Origin of the sequence: Pseudomonas sp. LS44 (genome assembly GCF_024730785.1) — a bacterium.
Classification (GTDB): Bacteria; Pseudomonadota; Gammaproteobacteria; order Pseudomonadales; family Pseudomonadaceae; genus Aquipseudomonas.
Genome location: NZ_CP102830.1, coordinates 592803 through 611479, shown reverse-complemented (window position 1 = coordinate 611479; position 18677 = coordinate 592803). Strand labels below are relative to the sequence as shown.

The window sequence follows — 18677 nt, the reverse complement described above, 5'->3', positions numbered from 1 at the left end:
AAACCATGACTACTCGTAAGATCATGCTTCAATGCGGCGCCTTGGCCCTGAGCCTGCTGGCCGCCAACGTAATGGCCGCGGTGAGCGCCGAGCAGGCCGCCAAACTCGGCACCAGCCTGACCCCGCTGGGTGGGGAGAAGGTCGGCAACGCCGACGGCTCGATTCCGGCCTGGACCGGCGGTCTGGCGAAAAACGCGGCGGCGGTGGATGCCAAGGGCTTCCTCGCCGATCCGTTCGCCGGCGAGAAGCCGCTGTTCACTATCACCGCGAAGAACCTCGAGCAGTACAAAGCCAAGCTGTCCGAAGGCCAGCTGGCGATGTTCGAGCGCTACCCGGACAGCTACAGCATGCCGGTCTATGCCAGTCACCGCACCGCCGCGGTGCCGGAGCAGGTCTACCAGGCGGCCAAGATCAGCGCGGTGAAGACCACCCTGATGGAAGGCGGCAACGGCCTGAAGGACTTCACTGATAGCCGCTACTACGCCTTCCCAATTCCGAAAGACGGCCTGGAAGTGGTGTGGAACCACATCACCCGTTACCGCGGCGGCAACCTGCACCGCCAGACCGCGCAGGCTACCCCGCAGACCAACGGCAGCTACACCCTGGTGAGCTTCGACGAAACCGTCGGGGTTCCCGGCGAGATGCCCGACCTGACGCCGGAGAAGGCGGCCAACGCGCTGCTGTTCTTCAAGCAGCGGGTCACCGCGCCGGCACGCCTGGCCGGTAACGTGCTGCTGGTGCACGACTCGCTGGACCAGGTTGCCGAGCCGCGCATGGCGTGGATCTACAACGCCGGCCAGCGCCGCGTGCGCCGCGCCCCGCAGGTGTCCTACGACGGCCCGGGCACAGCCGCTGACGGCCTGCGCACCTCCGACAACCTCGATATGTATAATGGCGCGCCGAATCGTTACGACTGGAAGCTGATCGGCAAGCGCGAGCTGTACATCCCGTACAACAACTACCGTCTGGCCTCGCCGCAGGTTAAGTACAGCGATATCCTCAAGGCCGGTCACACCAACCAGGAACTGGCGCGCTACGAGCTGCACCGGGTCTGGGAAGTGGAAGCCACGCTGAAAAGCGGCGAGCGCAACATCTATGGCAAGCGCCGCTTCTTCCTCGACGAGGACTCCTGGCAGATCGCCGTCTCCGAGCTGTATGACGGTCGCGGCCAACTGTGGCGCGTCGGCCAGTCCATGCTGGTGCAGCAATACGCGGTGCAGACTCCGGTGTATGCCATGGAAGCCCTGTACGACCTGATCGCCGGTCGCTACGTGGCCAGCGCCATGACCAACGAAGAGAAGAGCGCCATCCAGTACGGCACCAAGGCTTCGGCCATCGAGTACACGCCTGCCGCGCTGCGCAACGCCGGCGTGCGTTGATCGCTTAGGCAGTTAGGAAAAGGCGACCTTGAGGGGTCGCCTTTTTTATTTTCCAACAGGCCCTAATCAAGGGCTGCCGGCACCGCTGCCGGGCCCCAGAGAGTCGATGCAATGAGCAGACATGCCCGCCCGCACAATCGCCTTCCGCGCCTGCCGCCCGCCCATGTGCCGCGCCCGCGACTGAGCCGCGCGCTGCTGACGAACGATTGCCGGCTGACGCTACTCTGTGCGCCCGCCGGATTCGGCAAGAGCGTGTTGCTCAACGAGTGTGCTCGCCAGGCGCCGGCCGACACCCGGATGCTTTGGCTAGATCTGGGCGGCCGTACGCTGAGCCCTGCCGATCTACTCGGCCGTTTGGCCGCGGCCTTGGACTTGACGCCCGGGCCCGGCGAGCCCGAGGACGAGCTCTGGCGCCTGCTCGATCGCTTCGCGCAACCCCTGTGGATCATGCTGGACGACTACCCGCGGCAGCCCAGCGTGGCGCTGGACGACTGCCTCGGCCGTCTGCTCGAGCAAACCCCGCCGACCCTGCGCTGGTGGATCGGTGGGCGGCGGCGTCCGGCCTGGAGTCTGCCGCGCCTGCTGCTACAGGGCGAATTGCAGGAACTGGACGCGCAGGCCCTGGCGCTGAACGCCGCGGAGCTGCAGCAACTGCTGGCGGCGCAGGGCTTGGAGTTGCCGACAGAGCTGGGCGAGCGCCTGCTGCACGACTACGAGGGCTGGCCGGCGGGCATCGGCCTGCTGCTGCTCAAAGCCGATCCGGCGCTGCTGCGCGAGCGGCTGGTCGCCGGCACGCCGCTGCTGCGCGAGTACATCGCCCGCGAGGTGCTCGGCGGCCTGCCGCCGCCACTCAGCCGGGCGCTGTTGGTGCTGGCGCACCTGCTGCGCTTCTCGGCCGCGCTGTGCGAGCAGCTGCTGGAGGTGGACAGCAGCGAGTTGCTCGACGAGCTGCGCAATCGGCAGTTGGTGGTCAGCCATGGCCTGGAGCGTTCGAGCGAGTGGTTCCGCCTCTCGCGGCCACTGGCGCAGAGTCTCAAGCGTCTGCCCGGCGGGCTACCGCTGCCGCAGCTGCACCAGCGCGCCAGTCAGTGGTTCTTCCAGCACGGGCTGATGCGCGAGGCGGTGGAGCACGCCCTGTGGGCGGAGCAGCCGGAGCTGGCGGCCAGCTACCTGCAGCGCTTCGGTCAGGAGCAGCTGCTGGTCGAGCAGAGCGGCACCCAGTTTCTGCAATGGCGCAGCGAGCTGCCGAGCACACTGTTCACCAGCACGCCGCGGGTGATCACCCTGCTCGGCTGGGCGCTGCTGCTCTGTGCACGGCTCGACCAGGTGGAGGCCTGCATGGCCGACCTGGCGCGCTTCCTGCCCCAGGCCGATGTCCACCGTCAGCGCCAGCTGCTGGCCCAGTGGCAGGCGGTGATCGGCGTGCAGCAGCGCCAGCTCGGCCGCCGCAGTGCCCGCCAGCACTGCCTGGAGGCGCTCGAGGTGCTGTCCGAGACAGCTTGGTCGCAGCGCGTGCTGTGTTATCAGGCCCTGGCCCAGCAGGCGCTGGCGCTGGGCGAGCTGGACGAGGCGCGGCGCTGCGGCGACGCGGGCCTGAAGCTGGCCCGACTCAAGGGCAGCCTGGTCTTCGAGGGCTTGCTCAACGTCGATCAGCTTCATCTGCTGGCCATGTGCGGCGAGTTCGAGCGCGGCGTGGAGCTGGCCGATAAGGCCTTGCAACAGGTATCCACGGCCCAGCGCCACGGCCCGGTGCTGGCGCGTCTGCGCCTGTTGCATGGCAGCCTGTTGGCCAGCCAGGGCCGCACGGAGGAGGCGTATGCCGCCTACCGGGTCGGCCTGCAGGAGGCGGAAGTCTGTGAGGATGCCTACCTGCTGTTCGGCTACCTGGGCCTGGCCGAGCTGGCCGCCGATGCCGGTGATCATGCCCAGGCGCTCCAGCTACTGCGCGAGGCCGAGCGGCAGATGCAGTTGCTGCAGGTCTCGGAGGAGCGCTACCGCGGCGTGCTGCAGTTGGCCGATGGGGCGCTGTGCCTGCGTCGGGGCGACTGGCAGGCGGCGCGGGAAATCCTGCAGCCCTTGTTCGAGCATTATCAGCGCCAGGAACTGCTGCCACCCTCCGGCTTCTATGACCTGCTGCCGCGGCTGCGCCATTACCTGGTCCTGGCCGATCTGCGCGCGGGCCTGCTGGCTCCGGCCCTCGCGGCCTTGCATGTGCTGCACGCCGAATGCCGGGAGCAGGGTCTGCTGGCTCTCGCCTGCGAGTGTCGTTTCAGCCTGGTCGAGGCGCTGCTGGCCGAAGGCAACCAGGCGGCGGCCGAGCACGAGCTGCGCGGCGCCTTGGCCGAAGCGCAGAGCATGCAGCTGGTGCGCCCGCTGCTGGAGTTTCATGCACGCCAGCCCGAGCTTTTGCAGCAGCATGTCGGCGAGGGGCAGCGTCAATATCTGCAGCAGAGGCCGGTGCCTGACGCGGAGCAAGGCAAGGACAAGGCCTCGCCGTTGACCGCGCGCGAGCTGGAGGTGCTGCAGCTGATCGCCCAGGGCCGCTCCAACCAGGAGATCGCCGAGCTGATGTTCATTTCCCTGCATACGGTGAAGACCCACGCCCGCCGCATCAATGGCAAGCTCAAGGTCGAGCGGCGCACCCAGGCGCTGGTGCAGGCCAAGGCACTGGGGTTGCTGGACTGAGGCGCAGGGGGCCGTTGCGCCTCCCCCCCCGACCCATTGCGCCGCTCTGCGCAAATCCATCCTTCGCCCGCTTATCCATCCCCAACACACTGGGTAGGGTGCCGCCTTCGCCCAAACCGATCTCATGCTGCACCTGCTACGCCGACGTCTGTCGCCCGGGATCGCCGACGCGGTTGGCAAAGCCTTGCTGCTCGATCGCCGGCATTTGCAGTCGCCCTTCGCCGTCGCAGCTGCCGCATTCCTATGCAACAAGTACAGCTCAACACCTCGCAGTCTCTACGAGAACCACCTCAGCGAGCTGAAGGGTCTTGTTGCTGAACTCACAGCCTGCGATCACGAACATCCCTCCAAGTGATTTTCAGGGGTCGGTGACAGCAATGTCCTCGGCCATCGGATTCGCAGAATGGACACAGTGTACGGCCCGTCAATCAGAAGCGGATTGGAGAAGGCAGAGCCGCTCGACAAGAGAGGAAGCAACTCATGATTCACAACACCTACGCGCAGAACAACACAGCACTACTTTTGGTCGACCCATACAACGATTTTCTGGCGGAGGGCGGCAAGGCCTGGCCGTTTATAGGGTGGACAACGTTTACTGGTCCACCTGCTGGTAACTGACCGCTTTTGGCCGTTCTCTGCCGGTCACCTCTTCGGCGTGTTTTGGTCAAGTCGGATGCAAGTTGTGGTCAGCGGCAATGCAACTGGGCGGTCAAGTGCGCTGCAATTTCGCAGCTTTCCATTCTGGGTGACTGCGGACCAGTTGGGCGGCGAAGCGTGGGTGCATTCCACATTGCTCGGCAAGGTCGTGCGAGTCGATAAAGCCGTGCTCCATCAGATAGGTCGGCGAGCATTCCAGCAGGGCAGCGACACGGGCGAGCCATCGGCAATGGAGCGCTTGAACTATGGCCGACTTTTGCGCCTTCAGATCGGCCAGCAGTTCATCAGGTGGCTGCACGTCGGCGCTCCAGATCAGACGCTTGCCATCCAGAGCCAGAACCAATCCTTCAGCCTCGGCCATCCGGATCAGTTCGGTGGTGGTCATATCTCCCCTTCGTACTTTGGTGGGGCGGCTACATTGGCTACAACGGCTACAAGCTCCGAGCTAGAGCTTGCTGAGGCTGGCGACAGATTGGCTACAGGTGGCGACAACGGGGAGGGCTGAGGCTCGGAGTAGCCATTTGTAGCCAGTGCGTTGCCACTGGCAAACCGCTCTAGCATAGGTCCTGTAGCCGTTGTAGCCGTTGTAGCCGTTGTGGCCAATGGATTGATGCTGAATTGCTTGCCGTCGTGGGTGAACAGCCAGTGATGAGCAACCAGGATGCCCAGGAGGGCGTTACGCTCGGCGGCGTTCTTGCGGACACAGCGGGGGCCCCTCTGTTGCAGTGCCCGGGCTTCGAACGCGTGCCAATTGTTCTTCAATAACCATTCCAGAAGTTGTTGAGCCTTCAGTATTTGCGGATTCATGGCCGGGTTGGTTATGCGCAGGGCTTCGCCCAGATACCAGTGCATAAGCCTCGCGGCGCGCTCGATCAGATCGGCGCCAATGTTCGTTCTGTCCTCTACTATGGCCATCACGCCGGCGATGCGCAGAAGGTTCTCCGCGCTCTTCGCAGCGGTCGCCTTAATTTCTTGCAGGTCGCCCAATGGCCCTAACTGCCCCTCGACGGCGTCATGCTCGGCTATCCATGCAGTCATCGCCTCAGGTGTCAGTATCAGCGATGACGGATCAAGTTCGCCGTGTTCATCCCTTGTCGGCTCGCGCTCCAGCAGGGCCGCCATGCGCTGCCAGCAGCGACCTAGCCTTCTGTCCTGCGTGGGATCAATTTCCCGATAGAAGCGGGTCCCGGCCAACGATTCCGGCCACGCGATCAGGAGGCGCCCCAGGACGCCCTGCCCTTTCAGGATGGGGTCGTTCAGTACGGTCGTTGCAACGATGGGCTGAGTCATCAGGTGCACGCTCAGCTTGCAGCCGCTGCGCGATGCGGTTTCTCCATCTGCTCCGCGGGTGCGGTTGAGGGGTGCCCCGTCCCAGCGCTTGGACAGCCAGGCCGCGCTTCTGAGGATGTTTTCCGGTTTGCTGGCATAGCCGCCGAAGAACTGGCCGCCTTCATCGCTGAACAATCCTTGCGAGGGCTGGCCGTGCAGCAGGGACTTTTCCAGACCTTCGATAGTGGGCTCTTCGGAGAGAATGAAGGGTGAGACCGGTGCCTCCGGCTCTACTAGTTTGCCGAGTTCGGCGGCAACTGTCTCAGGGTTGTCTTTGACTTTATCCAGCAGGGCTGAGCGAGCCTTTTGATGGGCAGCGCAGTAATTGCGGTGTTCCTTAGTTTTAGCCTTGAATTGATGAATCAAGTCTTTCTGGTATTGATGGTGGGCTCGCAGTGCCCAGCGATCAGCCGATGACTTGCGGTCGCCCGATTCGGCCACGGTCAAGAAGTACAGTGACAGCGGGATCAACTGGCCGTCGCGCTTGACATTGGCATGGGCCTGGGCAGCCATAGCGGCAGCGGCAAGAACCGTCTGGGCAGCCATAACCTCCGGCACCTGCACAGCTTCGACAATAGCCCTGGCAGCGCCGCCCAGGCAGTCGCCCAAGGCATCCAGCGGATAGGGGGCGGCGGCTTCCACGTCGGGCAGTAGTGGGATGGGTTCCCGATAATCCTGTTCCGGCAGTTCGGCCAGACGTTGGCTTTGTTGGTCGATGCTGGCTTGAGCACATGCCATCTTGTCGATACGGTCCGTGTTCAGCGGGGCGCCGTTGTTCACCTCGTCGCGCACATCTTCGATAACCTGCTTGGCCTCGGCTATCTCGCGCTGATAGTGCTGGCGTGCCTCCTCGTTGGGATCATTCATGCTGTCCACCCTGCGGCGAGAGGTGGGCGCGTATCTGTCGAGCAACTACTCGGGCGGTCTCCAGGGCGTTCCGGTATTGGGTGGTGTCACCGTCGAATTGCTGCCGACCCGACTGGTATTCGCTCTGCTCCAGAATGTCGGCGATCAACCGGACTTCCCGGCTGCTGGCGTCGGTGGTAACGTTTTGACGTTCACTGCTGTTTCGACAAAGCCCGGTTGCCGCCGGGCTTTGTCGTTTTTGGAGAGTCATTCCTGGCCCTCTAGCTTGGCATCAATAAAAGCTTGGACGGCCAGGCTGCTCCAGCCGACCGAGCGTCGGGATATTCGATGGCATAGCGGAAATTCACCGCGTGCCATGTATTCATAGATTGAGCTGCGCTTGTAGCCAGTCTTGGCCATCACGGTCGGCAGTCGCCAAATTTCGTCGGGGGTGTTGCTGCGGGTGTCGGTCATAACCGTCTCTCTCCTCGTTTCGGAACGGACGGTTACGGATTTAATGGCAGAAAGAATGGGAACGCGGACGCTGTTTACCGAAAAAGTTACTTGGAGCTTTTCCTTGGTTTGCCAATGCCAGAAACACGCTTGCCGACAGCTTCTCTGCTAACCCCAAACTCCTCGGCTACTTTGGTGCAAACGGCAGTTTTGCTCAGGTGCGGATTGGCCGCGTAAATTTCCTCGCCCCGGGCCTGCCAGCGATCCCACACCGGCTGGCGCTCATCACGGAGTTGTGCGGCACCGAGGAATCCGTTCTGAATGTTTTGCGCCTCTTCAAACCCCCAGGCTATCCACGCCTCGGCAGCGTCCATAAGCCTATCTTTACAACGTTTCCGACTGATAGCGTCGCCGTCGCCGGCGACGTACAGATATCCCAACTGGACAAGTTCATTGAAAGCCGCTTTTTTCGCCGGTGATGTATAGACATCCCCATCCTTAAACTCGAATTTGACGCGGAGGTTACGAGCCTTTCTTCTGCTCATCACTCCGCCCTCCGCACCAGCGGCACGACATTGCCACCTGCTGGCGCTGTCGTGCAGTAGGCCGCCCAATCAGCCATCAGCGCTCGGCGCTTCTCCAGAAAATCGGAGCGGGAATACGCCCCCTCGGTCTGGTCGCGCTCATCATGGGCTAGCGCCAATTCGCACACTTCACGCGGGTAATGCGTGGATTCATTCGCCCAATCTCGGAAGCTCGACCGGAAGCCGTGGCGGGTCACGTCGTCGTGCCCCAAGCCGTGCAGCAGATTGCGGATCGCGTTGGCGTGCATGACACCGGACTTACCTTGGCCGGGGAACAGGTACGGGCTGCCCTCGATGCGCGGCATGGCCTCCAGCATTGCGCTGACCTCGGCGGCCAGGGGTACAGCGAAAGCTTTGCGCATTTTCATCCGCTCGGCGGGCAGCGACCAGACACCAGAGTCCAGGTCGAACTCGTCCCACGCAGCAAAGCGCACCATCTGCGCACGCGCCCCGGTCAAAATCATCAGCCGGGCGGCTACGCCGGCGCGGCTCTCGTCCTGAGCCAGTGTCTGCATCAGGGCCGGCACACCTTGCCACTTCATCGCGGGGAAGTGCTGACGCTGGCGGGCCTTTTTCTTCTCGGCCTTCGACAGCAGATTGTCCAGGTGTCCGCGCCAGCGGGCCGGGTTGTCGCCTTCGCGCAAGCGGCGGGCCTTGGCGGCATCCAACACTTGCTCAACCTGGCCGCGTACCTCATCAGCGGTACGGGTTTTGGCTGCCCAGATCGGTTGTAGCACCTTTAAAACGTGCTCGGTCTGAATCTCGGCGGCAGGCATCTTGCCGATATGGGGGAAGGCGTACAGCTCCAGCTTGCGCAGCCAGCCCCTGCGCCACTTCTCCGACCAGCTCGCGCCGTGGGCTTGCTGATATTCAGTCGCCAACGTGTCGAACGTAATGCGACGGGCCTGCGCCTGGCGCTCAGCCTCGCGCTTCGCTTCGCGGGCAGCATCACGGGCGGCGAGCGGGTCAGCACCAGCAGCCAAAGCCTTGCGCTGGTCTGCGGCCAGTTGCCGGGCCTCGGCGAGCGTAACGGCGGGATATGGGCCTAAACCCATCTCCCGACCCCTCCCTTCCAGCTTGTAGCGAAAAATCCAGCTCGATGCGCCGGCTTTGCTGACCTGGAAATACAGCCCGTCACCATCGTTGGTTTTGCCCGGTACGCCAGCCCTCGCAAGGGACTCGACTGTTTTGCCCGTCAGCTTGCCCATACAGCCCTCCAAAATCCTGACCCACACCTCCCGACCCACACTTTGACCCACACCTTGGCGGTGGATTTTTGCGCAAACAGTCGGAAGGCTTCGGACGCATGATAGGCTGCAAGCCCCGTAACTACTAGGGCTTAACGGAATCCGTCGAACTCTAACGGACGCTAGTTAAGCCGGCCACAAGCCGGCTTTTTTATTGCCCGTAAAAACACCCGAAGCACCGCAACGACTAACGGCAGGGATCTGTGAGCCATCACCAGCGTGTTCCGCAGTCGAATGCCAGCGCGGCAATCAATGCGAAAGACAACGGACTGACGTGCATGGCGTGCCCTCCGATTGTGGATGCTCCAGGTAGAAGCGGCGCCAAACGGGAAAGTTCAGCCAAGAGGATGATCGGCGCGCCACCCTTGAGGAACGCTGGCGTCGGCGGTTCAGCCCCCAGAAAGCCGGCAAATGCCGGCTCGTTGCGCTCCCTCAAGTTGGCTGATTAGAGCCATCGTTGCCGTCGATACCCGGATCGTCCGGCAATAGGGTCGACGAGCTGATCGGCGTCCTCATCCTCACGAGGTGGATTGATCAGGTCGGGATTGCGCGGATCTTGGCTGGCGTGCTGGCTGGTCATGGCTCACCCTGCAGGAGGTCACGAGTGGCCTCCTGCATTTCGAGACGGGCGACAATCCATTCGCTCAAGGGAAATATCGGTCGCCGCCCCGGCGCAGACGGTCCGGGCGATTTGCCCTGGCGCGCGACGCTCTGCTAGTGTCGCGCCGCTGATTTCCCGCCGAGAATGCCACCATGGCCCGCAAGAAAACCTCCCCCGATTTCGAACAGTCGCTCACCGAACTGCAAACCCTGGTCGAGCGCCTGGAAAGCGGCGAGCTGTCGCTGGAAGACTCGCTGACCACCTTCGAGCAAGGCATCCGTCTGACCCGCGAATGCCAGGGCGCCCTGGCCCAGGCAGAGCAGAAAGTGCAGATCCTCCTCGAACGCGATGGCGAACTGCAGGAAGCTCCGTTCGATGCGGACGAGCAGGCATGATCGATAGCTACCAACAACATTGCCAGCGGCGCGTCGATGCGGCGCTGGATGTCCTGATGCAAGCGCCGCGCGGCGAGCTTGAACGCCTCTACCAGGCCATGCGCTACAGCGTGATGAACGGTGGCAAGCGAGTCCGCCCGCTCCTCGCCTACGCCGCGTGCCAGGCGCTCGGCGGAGCCGAGGCCCAGGCCGACGGCGCCGCCTGCGCAGTGGAGCTGATCCACGCCTATTCGCTGGTACATGACGACCTGCCGGCGATGGACGACGACGATCTGCGGCGCGGCCAGCCCACTACTCACAAAGCCTTCGACGAAGCCAGCGCAATCCTCGCCGGCGACGGCCTGCAGAGCCTGGCGTTCGAAGTTCTCGCCGATCCTCTGCGCAACCCGCATGCCGCCGAGATTCGCCTGGCTATGCTGACCGCGCTGAGCCGTGCGGCAGGCCCTTCGGGCATGGTCGGCGGGCAAGCCATCGACCTCGGCTCGGTCGGCCAAACGCTGGATCAACAGGCACTGGAGATCATGCACCGGCACAAGACCGGCGCCTTGATCGAAGCCAGCGTGCAACTCGGCGCGCTGGCCAGCGGCCGCGCCGACGCCACCAGCCTCCAGGCGTTGCACAGCTATGCGCAGGCTGTGGGGCTGGCGTTTCAGGTGCAGGACGACATCCTCGACGTGGAAAGCGACACCGCCACCCTGGGGAAAACCCAGGGTAAGGATCAAGCCAACCACAAGCCCACCTACCCCGCCCTGCTCGGCTTGGAGGCGGCCAAGGCCTATGCCCTGGAGCTGCGCGATCAGGCCCTGCTGGCGTTGCAGCCATTCGATGGCAACGCCGAACCGCTGCGCGAGCTGGCGCGCTATATCGTCGAACGACGCAGCTGAGCCGCCGCCAGCAGACAATCCCCCTGTCGCGGAGCCGGCGCAGTTATCCACCGCGTCCTGGCTCGCAAAGTCACACCACTCATCCGCGCGGTAGTCCTACTGGTGCCGCCGTTGCGCTGGATCAAATTTTTACTCCGCTCCCGGCTCTATAACGATCAGCACATGTCTAGGCTCGAGGTCGGATAACTGACCCAAGGAGTGGTACATGAAAGTTGAAAGTGAAATCCAAACAGCCGTGGACAGCGGCAAGGTCGGGCTATTCGGCCTGACGGCCCTGATCGTCGGCAGCGCCATCGGCTCGGGCATCTTCGCCCTGCCCGCTACCCTCACCGGCGGTGCCGGCACCCTCGGCATCCTATTCGGCTGGACCATCGTCGCCCTCGGCATGCTTGCCCTGGTGTCCGTCTACCGCAACCTCACCCTACGCCAGAAAGACATCGACGACGGTATCTACGGCTGGTCGAAAGCTGGTTTCGGGCACATCGGCGGCTTCCTCGGCGCCTACGGCCACGGCGCCGGCGACGCCATCGGCAACGCCTCCTACCTGGTAGTGATCTTCAGCGCCCTCGGCGCTTTCGGGGTGTTCTCGTACTTCGGCGAGGGCACCACCTGGCCAGCCATCATCGCCGCCTCGGCGCTGTTGTGGATCATCAACGGCCTGGTGCTGCGCGGCGTGAAGACCAGCACCACGGTGAACAACATCGCCACCGTGGCCAAAGTGGTGCCGATCGTGCTGTTCATCGCCTTCGCCATCTACCACTTCGACAGCAAGATCTTCATGACCGACTTCTACGGTAGCAGTCATGACGCCTCGGTCTTCGACCAGAGCAAGACCGTGTTGCTGGCCGCCATGTGGACGCTGATCGGCCTGGAGTCCGGCACCATCTACGCCACCCGTGCCCGCAAACAGTCGGATGTCGCCAAGGCCTCGACGATCGGCGCAATCATCGTCTGCGTGCTGCTGGTCGGTACCTCGGTGCTGGCCCTCGGCATCTTGCCGGCAGCGCAGATCACCGCTCTGCATCAACCTTCGATGGCCGGTCTGATGGCCGCCATGGTCGGCCCCTGGGGCGGCATCCTGATCGATATCTGTCTGATCGTCTCGGTGCTCGGTGCGCTGATCGCCTGGGTCGCCCTGAGCGCCGAGGAAGTGATGCTCGCCGGACGCGGTAAAAGCGCCACCCAGTGGATCGGTCGACTCAACGCCAATGGCGCGCCGCGCAACGCCATGTGGCTGACCACCGGCATTGCCCAGGTGATGATGCTGGTCGCCGGTTTCAGCCACGCCGGCTACCTGGCCTTGCTGGCCTTCTCCACCTCGCTGGCACTGCTGCCTTACCTGCTGTCCTCGCTGTATGCGTTCAAGTGCGGGCTGGCCGGCAAGGGCTATGAAGGCGATCGCGCCCGCGGCCGCGCAGGGGAAACCCTGCTGGCCGGTATCGCCATCGCCTTCGTGGTGTTCATGCTCTACGGCGCCGGCCTGAAATACGTACTGCTTGCCGCCGTGGTGTGGATGATCGGCTTGCCGCTGTTCATCCTTGGCAAACGCGAGCAACGGCAGAAACTCAACGCCGCCGAATGGCTGGTGTGCCTGGTCGTGGTTGGCATGGCCCTGGCCGCATTGATCGGTCTGTGGACCGGGCATCTGAGCCTGTAACACGACTGCACCACGACGCCGGCCGGTAACCGGCTGGACCGAACAGCAGAGCGCCGGACATTGTCCGGCGCTCTGCTGTTGGCAACCCTCGTCAGCCTGCCGATATCGGCGACGGCTTCACCTCGGCACTGTGCTACGCCACCAGCAGCCTTGCCTGGACCAGCAGCCAGGCATCGCCAGGGTCACGAACAGTTCACCATTCGCCGGCATCGCCCGCTCCCCCGGCGTGCTGCTGCGCGAGTACACCCTACGCGTCCACCAACTCGGCGCTTGGCGCTGCTGGCATCCGGCGCGCCGGCAGCAGGCGTACCTTGACCAGCAGCCACGGCATTAGCAGGGTGACGAACAGGCCCATCGCCAGGCCGCGCAGCATCTGCCAGTACAGCGGCTCGAGCGCGACATTGGCGCCGACAAACTTGAGCAGCTTTTGCAGCAGGACAAAGCCCAGCGCACCCAGCACGCCGGCCAGCACGCAGCGCCACAGCGCTACCGCGCTACTGAAATCGAGCAGCCGCTGCTCAATGCGCCAACCGGCAATGGCGCCCACCAACAGACCGGTGAACAACGGCACATAATCCGGCGCCTCACCCGGCCACAGTGCCAGGCTGACCGCGCTAATTAGCACCACGCCCAGCATCGGCCAGGCCACATGCGCCTCGCGCCACCACGCCCAGTCCTTGACCCTCGCGAACACCAGCAAGGTCACCCCGCCGAGCAGCGCGCCGACCAGCACGTCCTCGACATCGTGAGCACCGAGATACAGGCGACTGAGGATCACCCCCAGGCAAATCAGCCCGCAGACCACCCAGAACCAGGCGCGGCGCATTTCGTAGGCCAGGCCCAGCCACAGCACCACGGCCATCTGCGCATGGCCGCTGGGCAAGCCGAAGCTTTCCCCGACGCGGTCGTCCAGGCGCAGTTCCAGCGGCGGCCGCGGATCTTGAAAGAGGTCCTTGAACAACGCGTTGAGCCACGCGGTTACCCCGAGCAGCAGTAGCAGGCGAAAGAACGTGCCCTTGTTCCAGGCCCAGTAGCCGATCGGCACGGCGAACAGCAGGAAGGTTCCATACCCTAGCCAGGTAAAGCCGTTGGCTACCTGGGTCAGCTCTGGCGAGCGCAATGGCAGCACCCAATCCAGGCTGTGCAGCAATTCAAACATGACGATTCCTTATTGTTATGGGTTAGCACTGGTCGATGACCAGCCAGTCGATTGAACCAGCGAGACACCCGGTGCCGCCAGTGTTTCGCCGTAAAGAATCGTAGCGCTGGTGATAAGGCTGCACGGGGTACCGACATTCGGCTGACTAGACCAAGCTTCAGCCCGCCGGCCCAGCTACCTATGCTGCAGCTATCACCTGATCGGGAACCCGCCATGCCTTTCGCCGCCCTGCTGATCGCCAACCGTGGCGAAATCGCCATTCGCATTGCCCGCGCCTGCGCCGAGCTGGATATCCGCAGCGTCGCCGTGTACGCCGAAGACGACGGCGCGTCGCTGCACGTGCGCAAGGCCGACCAGGCGGTGCCGCTCAAGGGTCGCGGGGTGCCGGCTTATCTGGACATCGAACAGCTGATCGGCATCGCCCGCGCACACGGCTGCACGGCGATTCATCCCGGCTACGGCTTTCTCGCCGAGAACGCCGGATTCGCACGCCGCTGCCAGGCTGCCGGCCTGACCTTCGTCGGCCCGAGCGCAGCGGTGCTCGAACTGTTCGGCGACAAGGCCCAGGCGCGCGCCCTGGCCGAGCGCTGCGGGGTACCGCTGGTGGCGGGGATCAACCGTGCGGTGACGCTCGACGAGGCGCGCGAGTTTCTCGCCGAGCACGGCGCGCTGATGCTCAAGGCGTTGGCCGGCGGCGGCGGCCGCGGCATGCGCGCGGTCCATGACATGGCCGAGTTGGACGACGCCTACGCGCGCTGTCAATCGGAGGCGCAAGCGGCGTTCGGCAACCCCGCGCTGTACGTCGAACAACTGGTAGCACACGCCCGGCACATCGAAATCCAGGTGCTCGGCGACAGCAGCGGCGCGGTCAGCCATGTGTGGGAGCGCGAGTGCAGCCTGCAGCGTCGCCACCAGAAATTAGTGGAAGTTGCCCCCAGCCCCGGCTTGCCCGCTGCCACCCGCAACGCGCTGATCGACGCGGCGCTGCGCCTGGCCGGCGAAGTGGCCTATCAAGGCCTCGGCACCTTCGAATTCCTCCTCGATGAGGCGCAGCCGGGACGCTTCTATTTCATGGAAGCCAATCCGCGCATCCAGGTCGAGCACACCGTCACCGAACAAATTACCGGCGTCGATCTGCTGCATACCCAGCTCAGACTCGCCGCCGGCCACAGCCTCGCCGAACTGGATCTAAGCACGCCACCCGCGACGCAGGGCTACGCCGTGCAAGTGCGCGTCAACCTGGAAAGCATGCACGCCGACGGCAGCACCCGCCCGGCCGCCGGCACGCTCAGCGCCTACGAACCGCCGTCCGGCCCCGGTCTGCGTGTCGACGGTTACGGCTATGCCGGCTACCCGGTCAGCCCCAGCTACGACTCGCTGCTGGCCAAGGTGATCGCCCAGGCGGCGGATTATCCGAGCGCCCTGCGCCGCGCCTACCGGGCGCTGTGCGAATTCCGTCTGGAAGGCGTGGCGAGCAACCTGCACCTGCTGCAAAACCTGCTGCGCCTGCCCGAGGTGGCAAGCAACCAGGTCGACACCCGTTACGTCGAACGCCACCTCGCCGACTTGCTGGCCGCCCAGGCGCAGGCCCATCCGCACCTGTACTTCGCCAACTGCACGGCCGCCGACAGCGCCCAAGTCGCGGCCAATGAGGTACCGCCCGGCTGCCTGCCGCTGACTACGCCGAGCACCGGCGTACTGGTGAGCCTGGAAGTGGCCGAGGGCGACGGCGTGGCGCTCGGTCAGCAGATCGCCGTGCTCGAAGCGATGAAGATGGAGTTCGTGGTCACGGCCAGCCATAGCGGCATGGTCCGCCTGCTCACCGCGCAACCGGGCCAGGCGCTCAACGAAGGCCAGCCGTTGCTGTTCATCGAGCCGGCGGAGGTGGCCGGTACCGCCGCACAGACCGAGGAAAGCCGCGACCTGGCGCAGATCCGCGCCGACCTGGCTGAAGTGCTCGAACGCCATGCCGTGCTCGGCGACGCACGCCGCCCACAGGCCGTGGCGCGGCGGCGCAAGACTGGCCAGCGCACCACCCGCGAGAACCTCGCCGCGCTGCTGGATGCCGACAGCTTCATCGAATACGGCGCCCTGGCCCTGGCCGCACGCCGGCGGCGCAGTTCGCTCGAGGAGCTGATCGAACAGAGTCCGGCGGACGGCCTGATCGCCGGCATCGGCACGGTCAACGCCACGCAATTCGGTGACCAGGCGGCGCGCTGCATGGCCATAGCCTACGACTACACGGTGTTCGCCGGCACCCAGGGGATGATGAATCACAAGAAAACCGACCGCATGCTGCAGCTCGCCGAGCAGTGGCGGCTGCCGCTGGTGTTATTCGCCGAGGGCGGTGGCGGGCGGCCGGGCGACAGCGATTTCGTCGGCGTCGCCGGGCTGGACTGCCACACCTTCGTCGGCATGGCCAAGCTGTCCGGCCTGGTGCCGCTGGTCGGCGTGGTCTCGGGGCGCTGCTTCGCCGGTAACGCGGCGCTGCTCGGCTGCTGCGATGTGATCATCGCCGCCCAGGACACCACCCTGGGCATGGCCGGGCCGGCGATGATCGAAGGTGGCGGGCTAGGCAGTTTCACGCCGGAACAGGTCGGCCCGGTCAGCGTGCAGGCGCCCAACGGGGTGATCGATGTGCTGGTCGCCGACGAAGCCGAGGCGGTGCGCGTCGCCAAGCAATACCTGGGGTATTTCCAAGGGCCGCTGAGCGACTGGCAGTGCGTCGACCAACGCGAGCTGCGCCAGGTCATTCCGGAAAACCGTCTGCGTATCTACGACATCCGTCGGGTCATCGAGTTGCTTGCAGATACTGGCAGCGTGCTGGAACTGCGCCGCCAGTTCGCGCCCGGGCTGATCACCGCGCTGGTGCGCATCGAAGGCCAGGCGTTCGGCCTGATCGCCAACAACCCTGCGCATCTGGGCGGCGCCATCGACGCGCTGGCCGGCGACAAAGCCGCGCGCTTTATGCAGCTGTGCGACGCCTTCGACCTGCCGATCATCTCGCTGTGCGACACCCCCGGCTTCATGGTCGGCCCGGAGGCGGAGAAGCAGGCCACGGTGCGCCACGTGTCGCGCATCTTCGTCGCCGCGGCCAGCCTCAGCGTGCCGTTCTTCACTGTGGTGCTGCGCAAGGGCTACGGCCTCGGCGCCCAGGCGATGGCCGCCGGCAGTTTCCACTCGCCACTGTTCACCATCGCCTGGCCGAGCGCCGAGTTCGGCGCCATGGGCCTGGAGGGCGCGGTGCGCCTCGGTTTCTCCAAGGAACTGGCGGCCCAGGCCGACCCCGCGGCGCGTCAGGCGCTGTTCGACAAACTGGTGGCCAAGGCCTACGACAGCGGCAAGGCGATCAACATGGCCAGCTTCCTCGAGATCGATGCGGTGATCGATCCGCAGGACACCCGCGCCTGGCTGCTCCGGGGCCTCAACGCAGCGCCTCAGCCGCCCAAGCGCGAGGGCAAGAAACGCCCGTTCGTGGACACCTGGTAGCCGACCAAGGCCTCGCGGCCCCAGCATCCGCTGGTCGACGCGTGAGTTGCTCGACCAGCACTTGGAGCCGCCAGGCGACAGAAGGGCGCAGCTGGCACCAATCCAAGCTGCACGTCCTGCCGCTGGCCGCGGTCTCAACGGCATGGGATTGAGAGCAGCCGCTAGCGCTCGCGGAGAGCGGGCGCGGCGGCGAGCTAGGCAGCGTCACTTTCAGATTTAGGAGCTCCGCTAATGCCCATCGAACACGAACTGCTCGCCGTCAACGACATCACCCTCAGCCTGTACAGCGCCGGCCCGCCGCTGGGTCGCCCGGTGTGGCTGCTGCACGGTTTCCCCGAGTGCTGGCATTCCTGGCGCCAGCAGATCGGTGCGCTGGCCGAGGCCGGCTATCGCGTGCTGATTCCGGAAATGCGCGGCTACGGCCAGAGCAGCGCGCCGCCCGAGCCAGAGGCTTACGAGCTGCTGACCCTGTGCGCCGACATTCAAGAGGCGATGGACGCCCTCGGCCAGGATGAAGTCTGCGTCATCGGCCACGATTGGGGTGCGCCGGTGGCCTGGCATCTGGGCCTGCTCGAGCCGGAGCGGGTCAAGGTGCTCGGCGCCCTGTCGGTGCCATTTGGCGGACGGCCCAAGCGGCCGGCCATCGACATCATGCGCGAGGCCAACCGCGACCGTTTCAACTACATCCTGTACTTCCAAGAGCCCGGCGTGGCGGAGCGCGAGCTGGACGCCGACATCCCGCGCAGCCTGCGCCTGCTGCTGCTCGGCGGCAGCGGCGACGTGTTCCTGCAGGCCAAACCGGCCGATGCCCGCCTGCTCGATGGCATGCCCGAACCGCACGGCTATCCGGAGTGGTGCAGCGCCGAGGATTTCGCCGTGTACCTACGCACCTTCGAGCGCGGCTTTCGCGGCCCACTGAACTGGTATCGCAACTTCACCCGCAATTGGCAGCGCACCGAATCGCTCGCCGAGCGCAAGATCGAGCAACCCAGTCTGTTCCTGCTCGGCGATCAGGACCCGGTGGGCAAACTCGAGGCCTACACCGTCAAGCGCATGGCCGAACTGGTGCCCAATCTCGAACAGCATGTGCTGGCCGATTGCGGTCACTGGATTCAGAACCAGTGCGCCGAGCAGATGAACAGTCTGTTGCTGGATTTCCTCGCTCGCCACTATCCAGCGGCACTGTAGCCCGGATGAAATCCGGGAAAACCGGCAATCGCCCCCGGATTGCATCCGGGCTACGGACCCGATCGCATGCTCGTTCTTCCCTCTCCCGCGCGCGGGAGAGGGAGCAGTCCGCGTACGCTGGTTG

The 18677-nt window shown here is 64.7% G+C and carries 15 protein-coding genes and 1 pseudogene; 9 read left to right on the top strand and 7 right to left on the bottom strand.

Going from position 1 to position 18677, the window contains the following annotated elements; all coding sequences use genetic code 11:
• Positions 1-5: 5 nt before the first annotated feature.
• The 4 genes and pseudogenes from NVV93_RS02755 (at position 6) to NVV93_RS02740 (ending at position 4682) form a co-directional block, all read left to right on the top strand.
• Positions 6-1379 (top strand): DUF1329 domain-containing protein, encoded by a 1374-nt coding sequence (locus NVV93_RS02755; protein ID WP_258252936.1) that lies wholly within the window; start codon positions 6-8, stop codon positions 1377-1379.
• Positions 1380-1490: 111 nt separating this feature from the next.
• Positions 1491-4064: a LuxR C-terminal-related transcriptional regulator gene (locus tag NVV93_RS02750; RefSeq protein ID WP_258252935.1), complete on the top strand. Its 2574-nt coding sequence runs from the start codon at positions 1491-1493 to the stop codon at positions 4062-4064.
• Positions 4065-4161: 97 nt separating this feature from the next.
• Positions 4162-4284, top strand: a pseudogene (locus NVV93_RS20080) (AraC family transcriptional regulator); the annotation flags it as partial.
• Between the two features lie 260 nt (positions 4285-4544).
• Positions 4545-4682, top strand: coding sequence for a hypothetical protein (locus NVV93_RS02740; protein ID WP_258252933.1), 138 nt, complete (start codon positions 4545-4547; stop codon positions 4680-4682).
• Positions 4683-4773: 91 nt separating this feature from the next.
• Here NVV93_RS02740 and NVV93_RS02735 read toward each other — a convergent pair whose 3' ends face one another.
• The 6 genes from NVV93_RS02735 to NVV93_RS02710 all read right to left on the bottom strand — a co-directional run bounded on the left by NVV93_RS02735 (position 4774) and on the right by NVV93_RS02710 (position 9141).
• Positions 4774-5106, bottom strand: a complete 333-nt coding sequence (locus NVV93_RS02735) for a hypothetical protein (RefSeq protein ID WP_258252932.1) — start codon at positions 5104-5106, stop codon at positions 4774-4776.
• Positions 5103-6917 (bottom strand): YfjI family protein, encoded by a 1815-nt coding sequence (locus NVV93_RS02730; protein ID WP_258252931.1) that lies wholly within the window; start codon positions 6915-6917, stop codon positions 5103-5105. The genes NVV93_RS02735 and NVV93_RS02730 overlap by 4 nt, the downstream gene beginning before the upstream one ends.
• Positions 6910-7167 (bottom strand): hypothetical protein, encoded by a 258-nt coding sequence (locus NVV93_RS02725; protein WP_258252930.1) that lies wholly within the window; start codon positions 7165-7167, stop codon positions 6910-6912. Before NVV93_RS02725 ends, NVV93_RS02730 begins: the two co-directional genes overlap by 8 nt.
• On the bottom strand, positions 7164-7370 hold the full coding sequence (locus tag NVV93_RS02720) for an AlpA family transcriptional regulator (RefSeq protein ID WP_258252929.1): 207 nt from the start codon (positions 7368-7370) through the stop codon (positions 7164-7166). Before NVV93_RS02720 ends, NVV93_RS02725 begins: the two co-directional genes overlap by 4 nt.
• An 86-nt stretch (positions 7371-7456) precedes the next feature.
• Positions 7457-7894 carry a hypothetical protein gene (locus NVV93_RS02715; protein ID WP_258252928.1) on the bottom strand — a complete coding sequence of 146 codons (438 nt, stop codon included), beginning with the start codon at positions 7892-7894 and terminating at the stop codon, positions 7457-7459.
• Entirely contained in the window at positions 7894-9141 is a 1248-nt protein-coding gene (locus tag NVV93_RS02710) for an integrase arm-type DNA-binding domain-containing protein (RefSeq protein ID WP_258252927.1), read from the bottom strand. Before NVV93_RS02710 ends, NVV93_RS02715 begins: the two co-directional genes overlap by 1 nt.
• 792 nt (positions 9142-9933) lie before the next feature.
• Between NVV93_RS02710 and NVV93_RS02705 the strand changes: the two genes are divergently transcribed.
• The 3 genes from NVV93_RS02705 to NVV93_RS02695 all read left to right on the top strand — a co-directional run bounded on the left by NVV93_RS02705 (position 9934) and on the right by NVV93_RS02695 (position 12717).
• Entirely contained in the window at positions 9934-10176 is a 243-nt protein-coding gene (locus tag NVV93_RS02705; protein WP_258252926.1) for an exodeoxyribonuclease VII small subunit, read from the top strand.
• The gene (locus NVV93_RS02700) at positions 10173-11060 is read left to right on the top strand and encodes a polyprenyl synthetase family protein (protein WP_258252925.1); all 888 of its coding nucleotides are present in this window, start codon (positions 10173-10175) and stop codon (positions 11058-11060) included. The genes NVV93_RS02705 and NVV93_RS02700 overlap by 4 nt, the downstream gene beginning before the upstream one ends.
• Positions 11061-11265: 205 nt before the next feature.
• Complete coding sequence (locus NVV93_RS02695; protein WP_258252924.1) at positions 11266-12717, top strand: amino acid permease; 1452 nt, start codon at positions 11266-11268, stop codon at positions 12715-12717.
• A 247-nt stretch (positions 12718-12964) separates the two neighbouring features.
• On the opposite strand, the gene NVV93_RS02690 is transcribed toward NVV93_RS02695, so the two are convergent.
• Entirely contained in the window at positions 12965-13876 is a 912-nt protein-coding gene (locus NVV93_RS02690) for a phosphatase PAP2 family protein (RefSeq protein WP_258252923.1), read from the bottom strand.
• Between the two features lie 213 nt (positions 13877-14089).
• Between NVV93_RS02690 and NVV93_RS02685 the strand changes: the two genes are divergently transcribed.
• Entirely contained in the window at positions 14090-17365 is a 3276-nt protein-coding gene (locus NVV93_RS02685; RefSeq protein ID WP_258252922.1) for a carboxyl transferase domain-containing protein, read from the top strand.
• 231 nt (positions 17366-17596) lie between these two features.
• Complete coding sequence (locus NVV93_RS02680; protein WP_258252921.1) at positions 17597-18553, top strand: alpha/beta fold hydrolase; 957 nt, start codon at positions 17597-17599, stop codon at positions 18551-18553.
• Positions 18554-18677 lie beyond the last annotated feature (124 nt).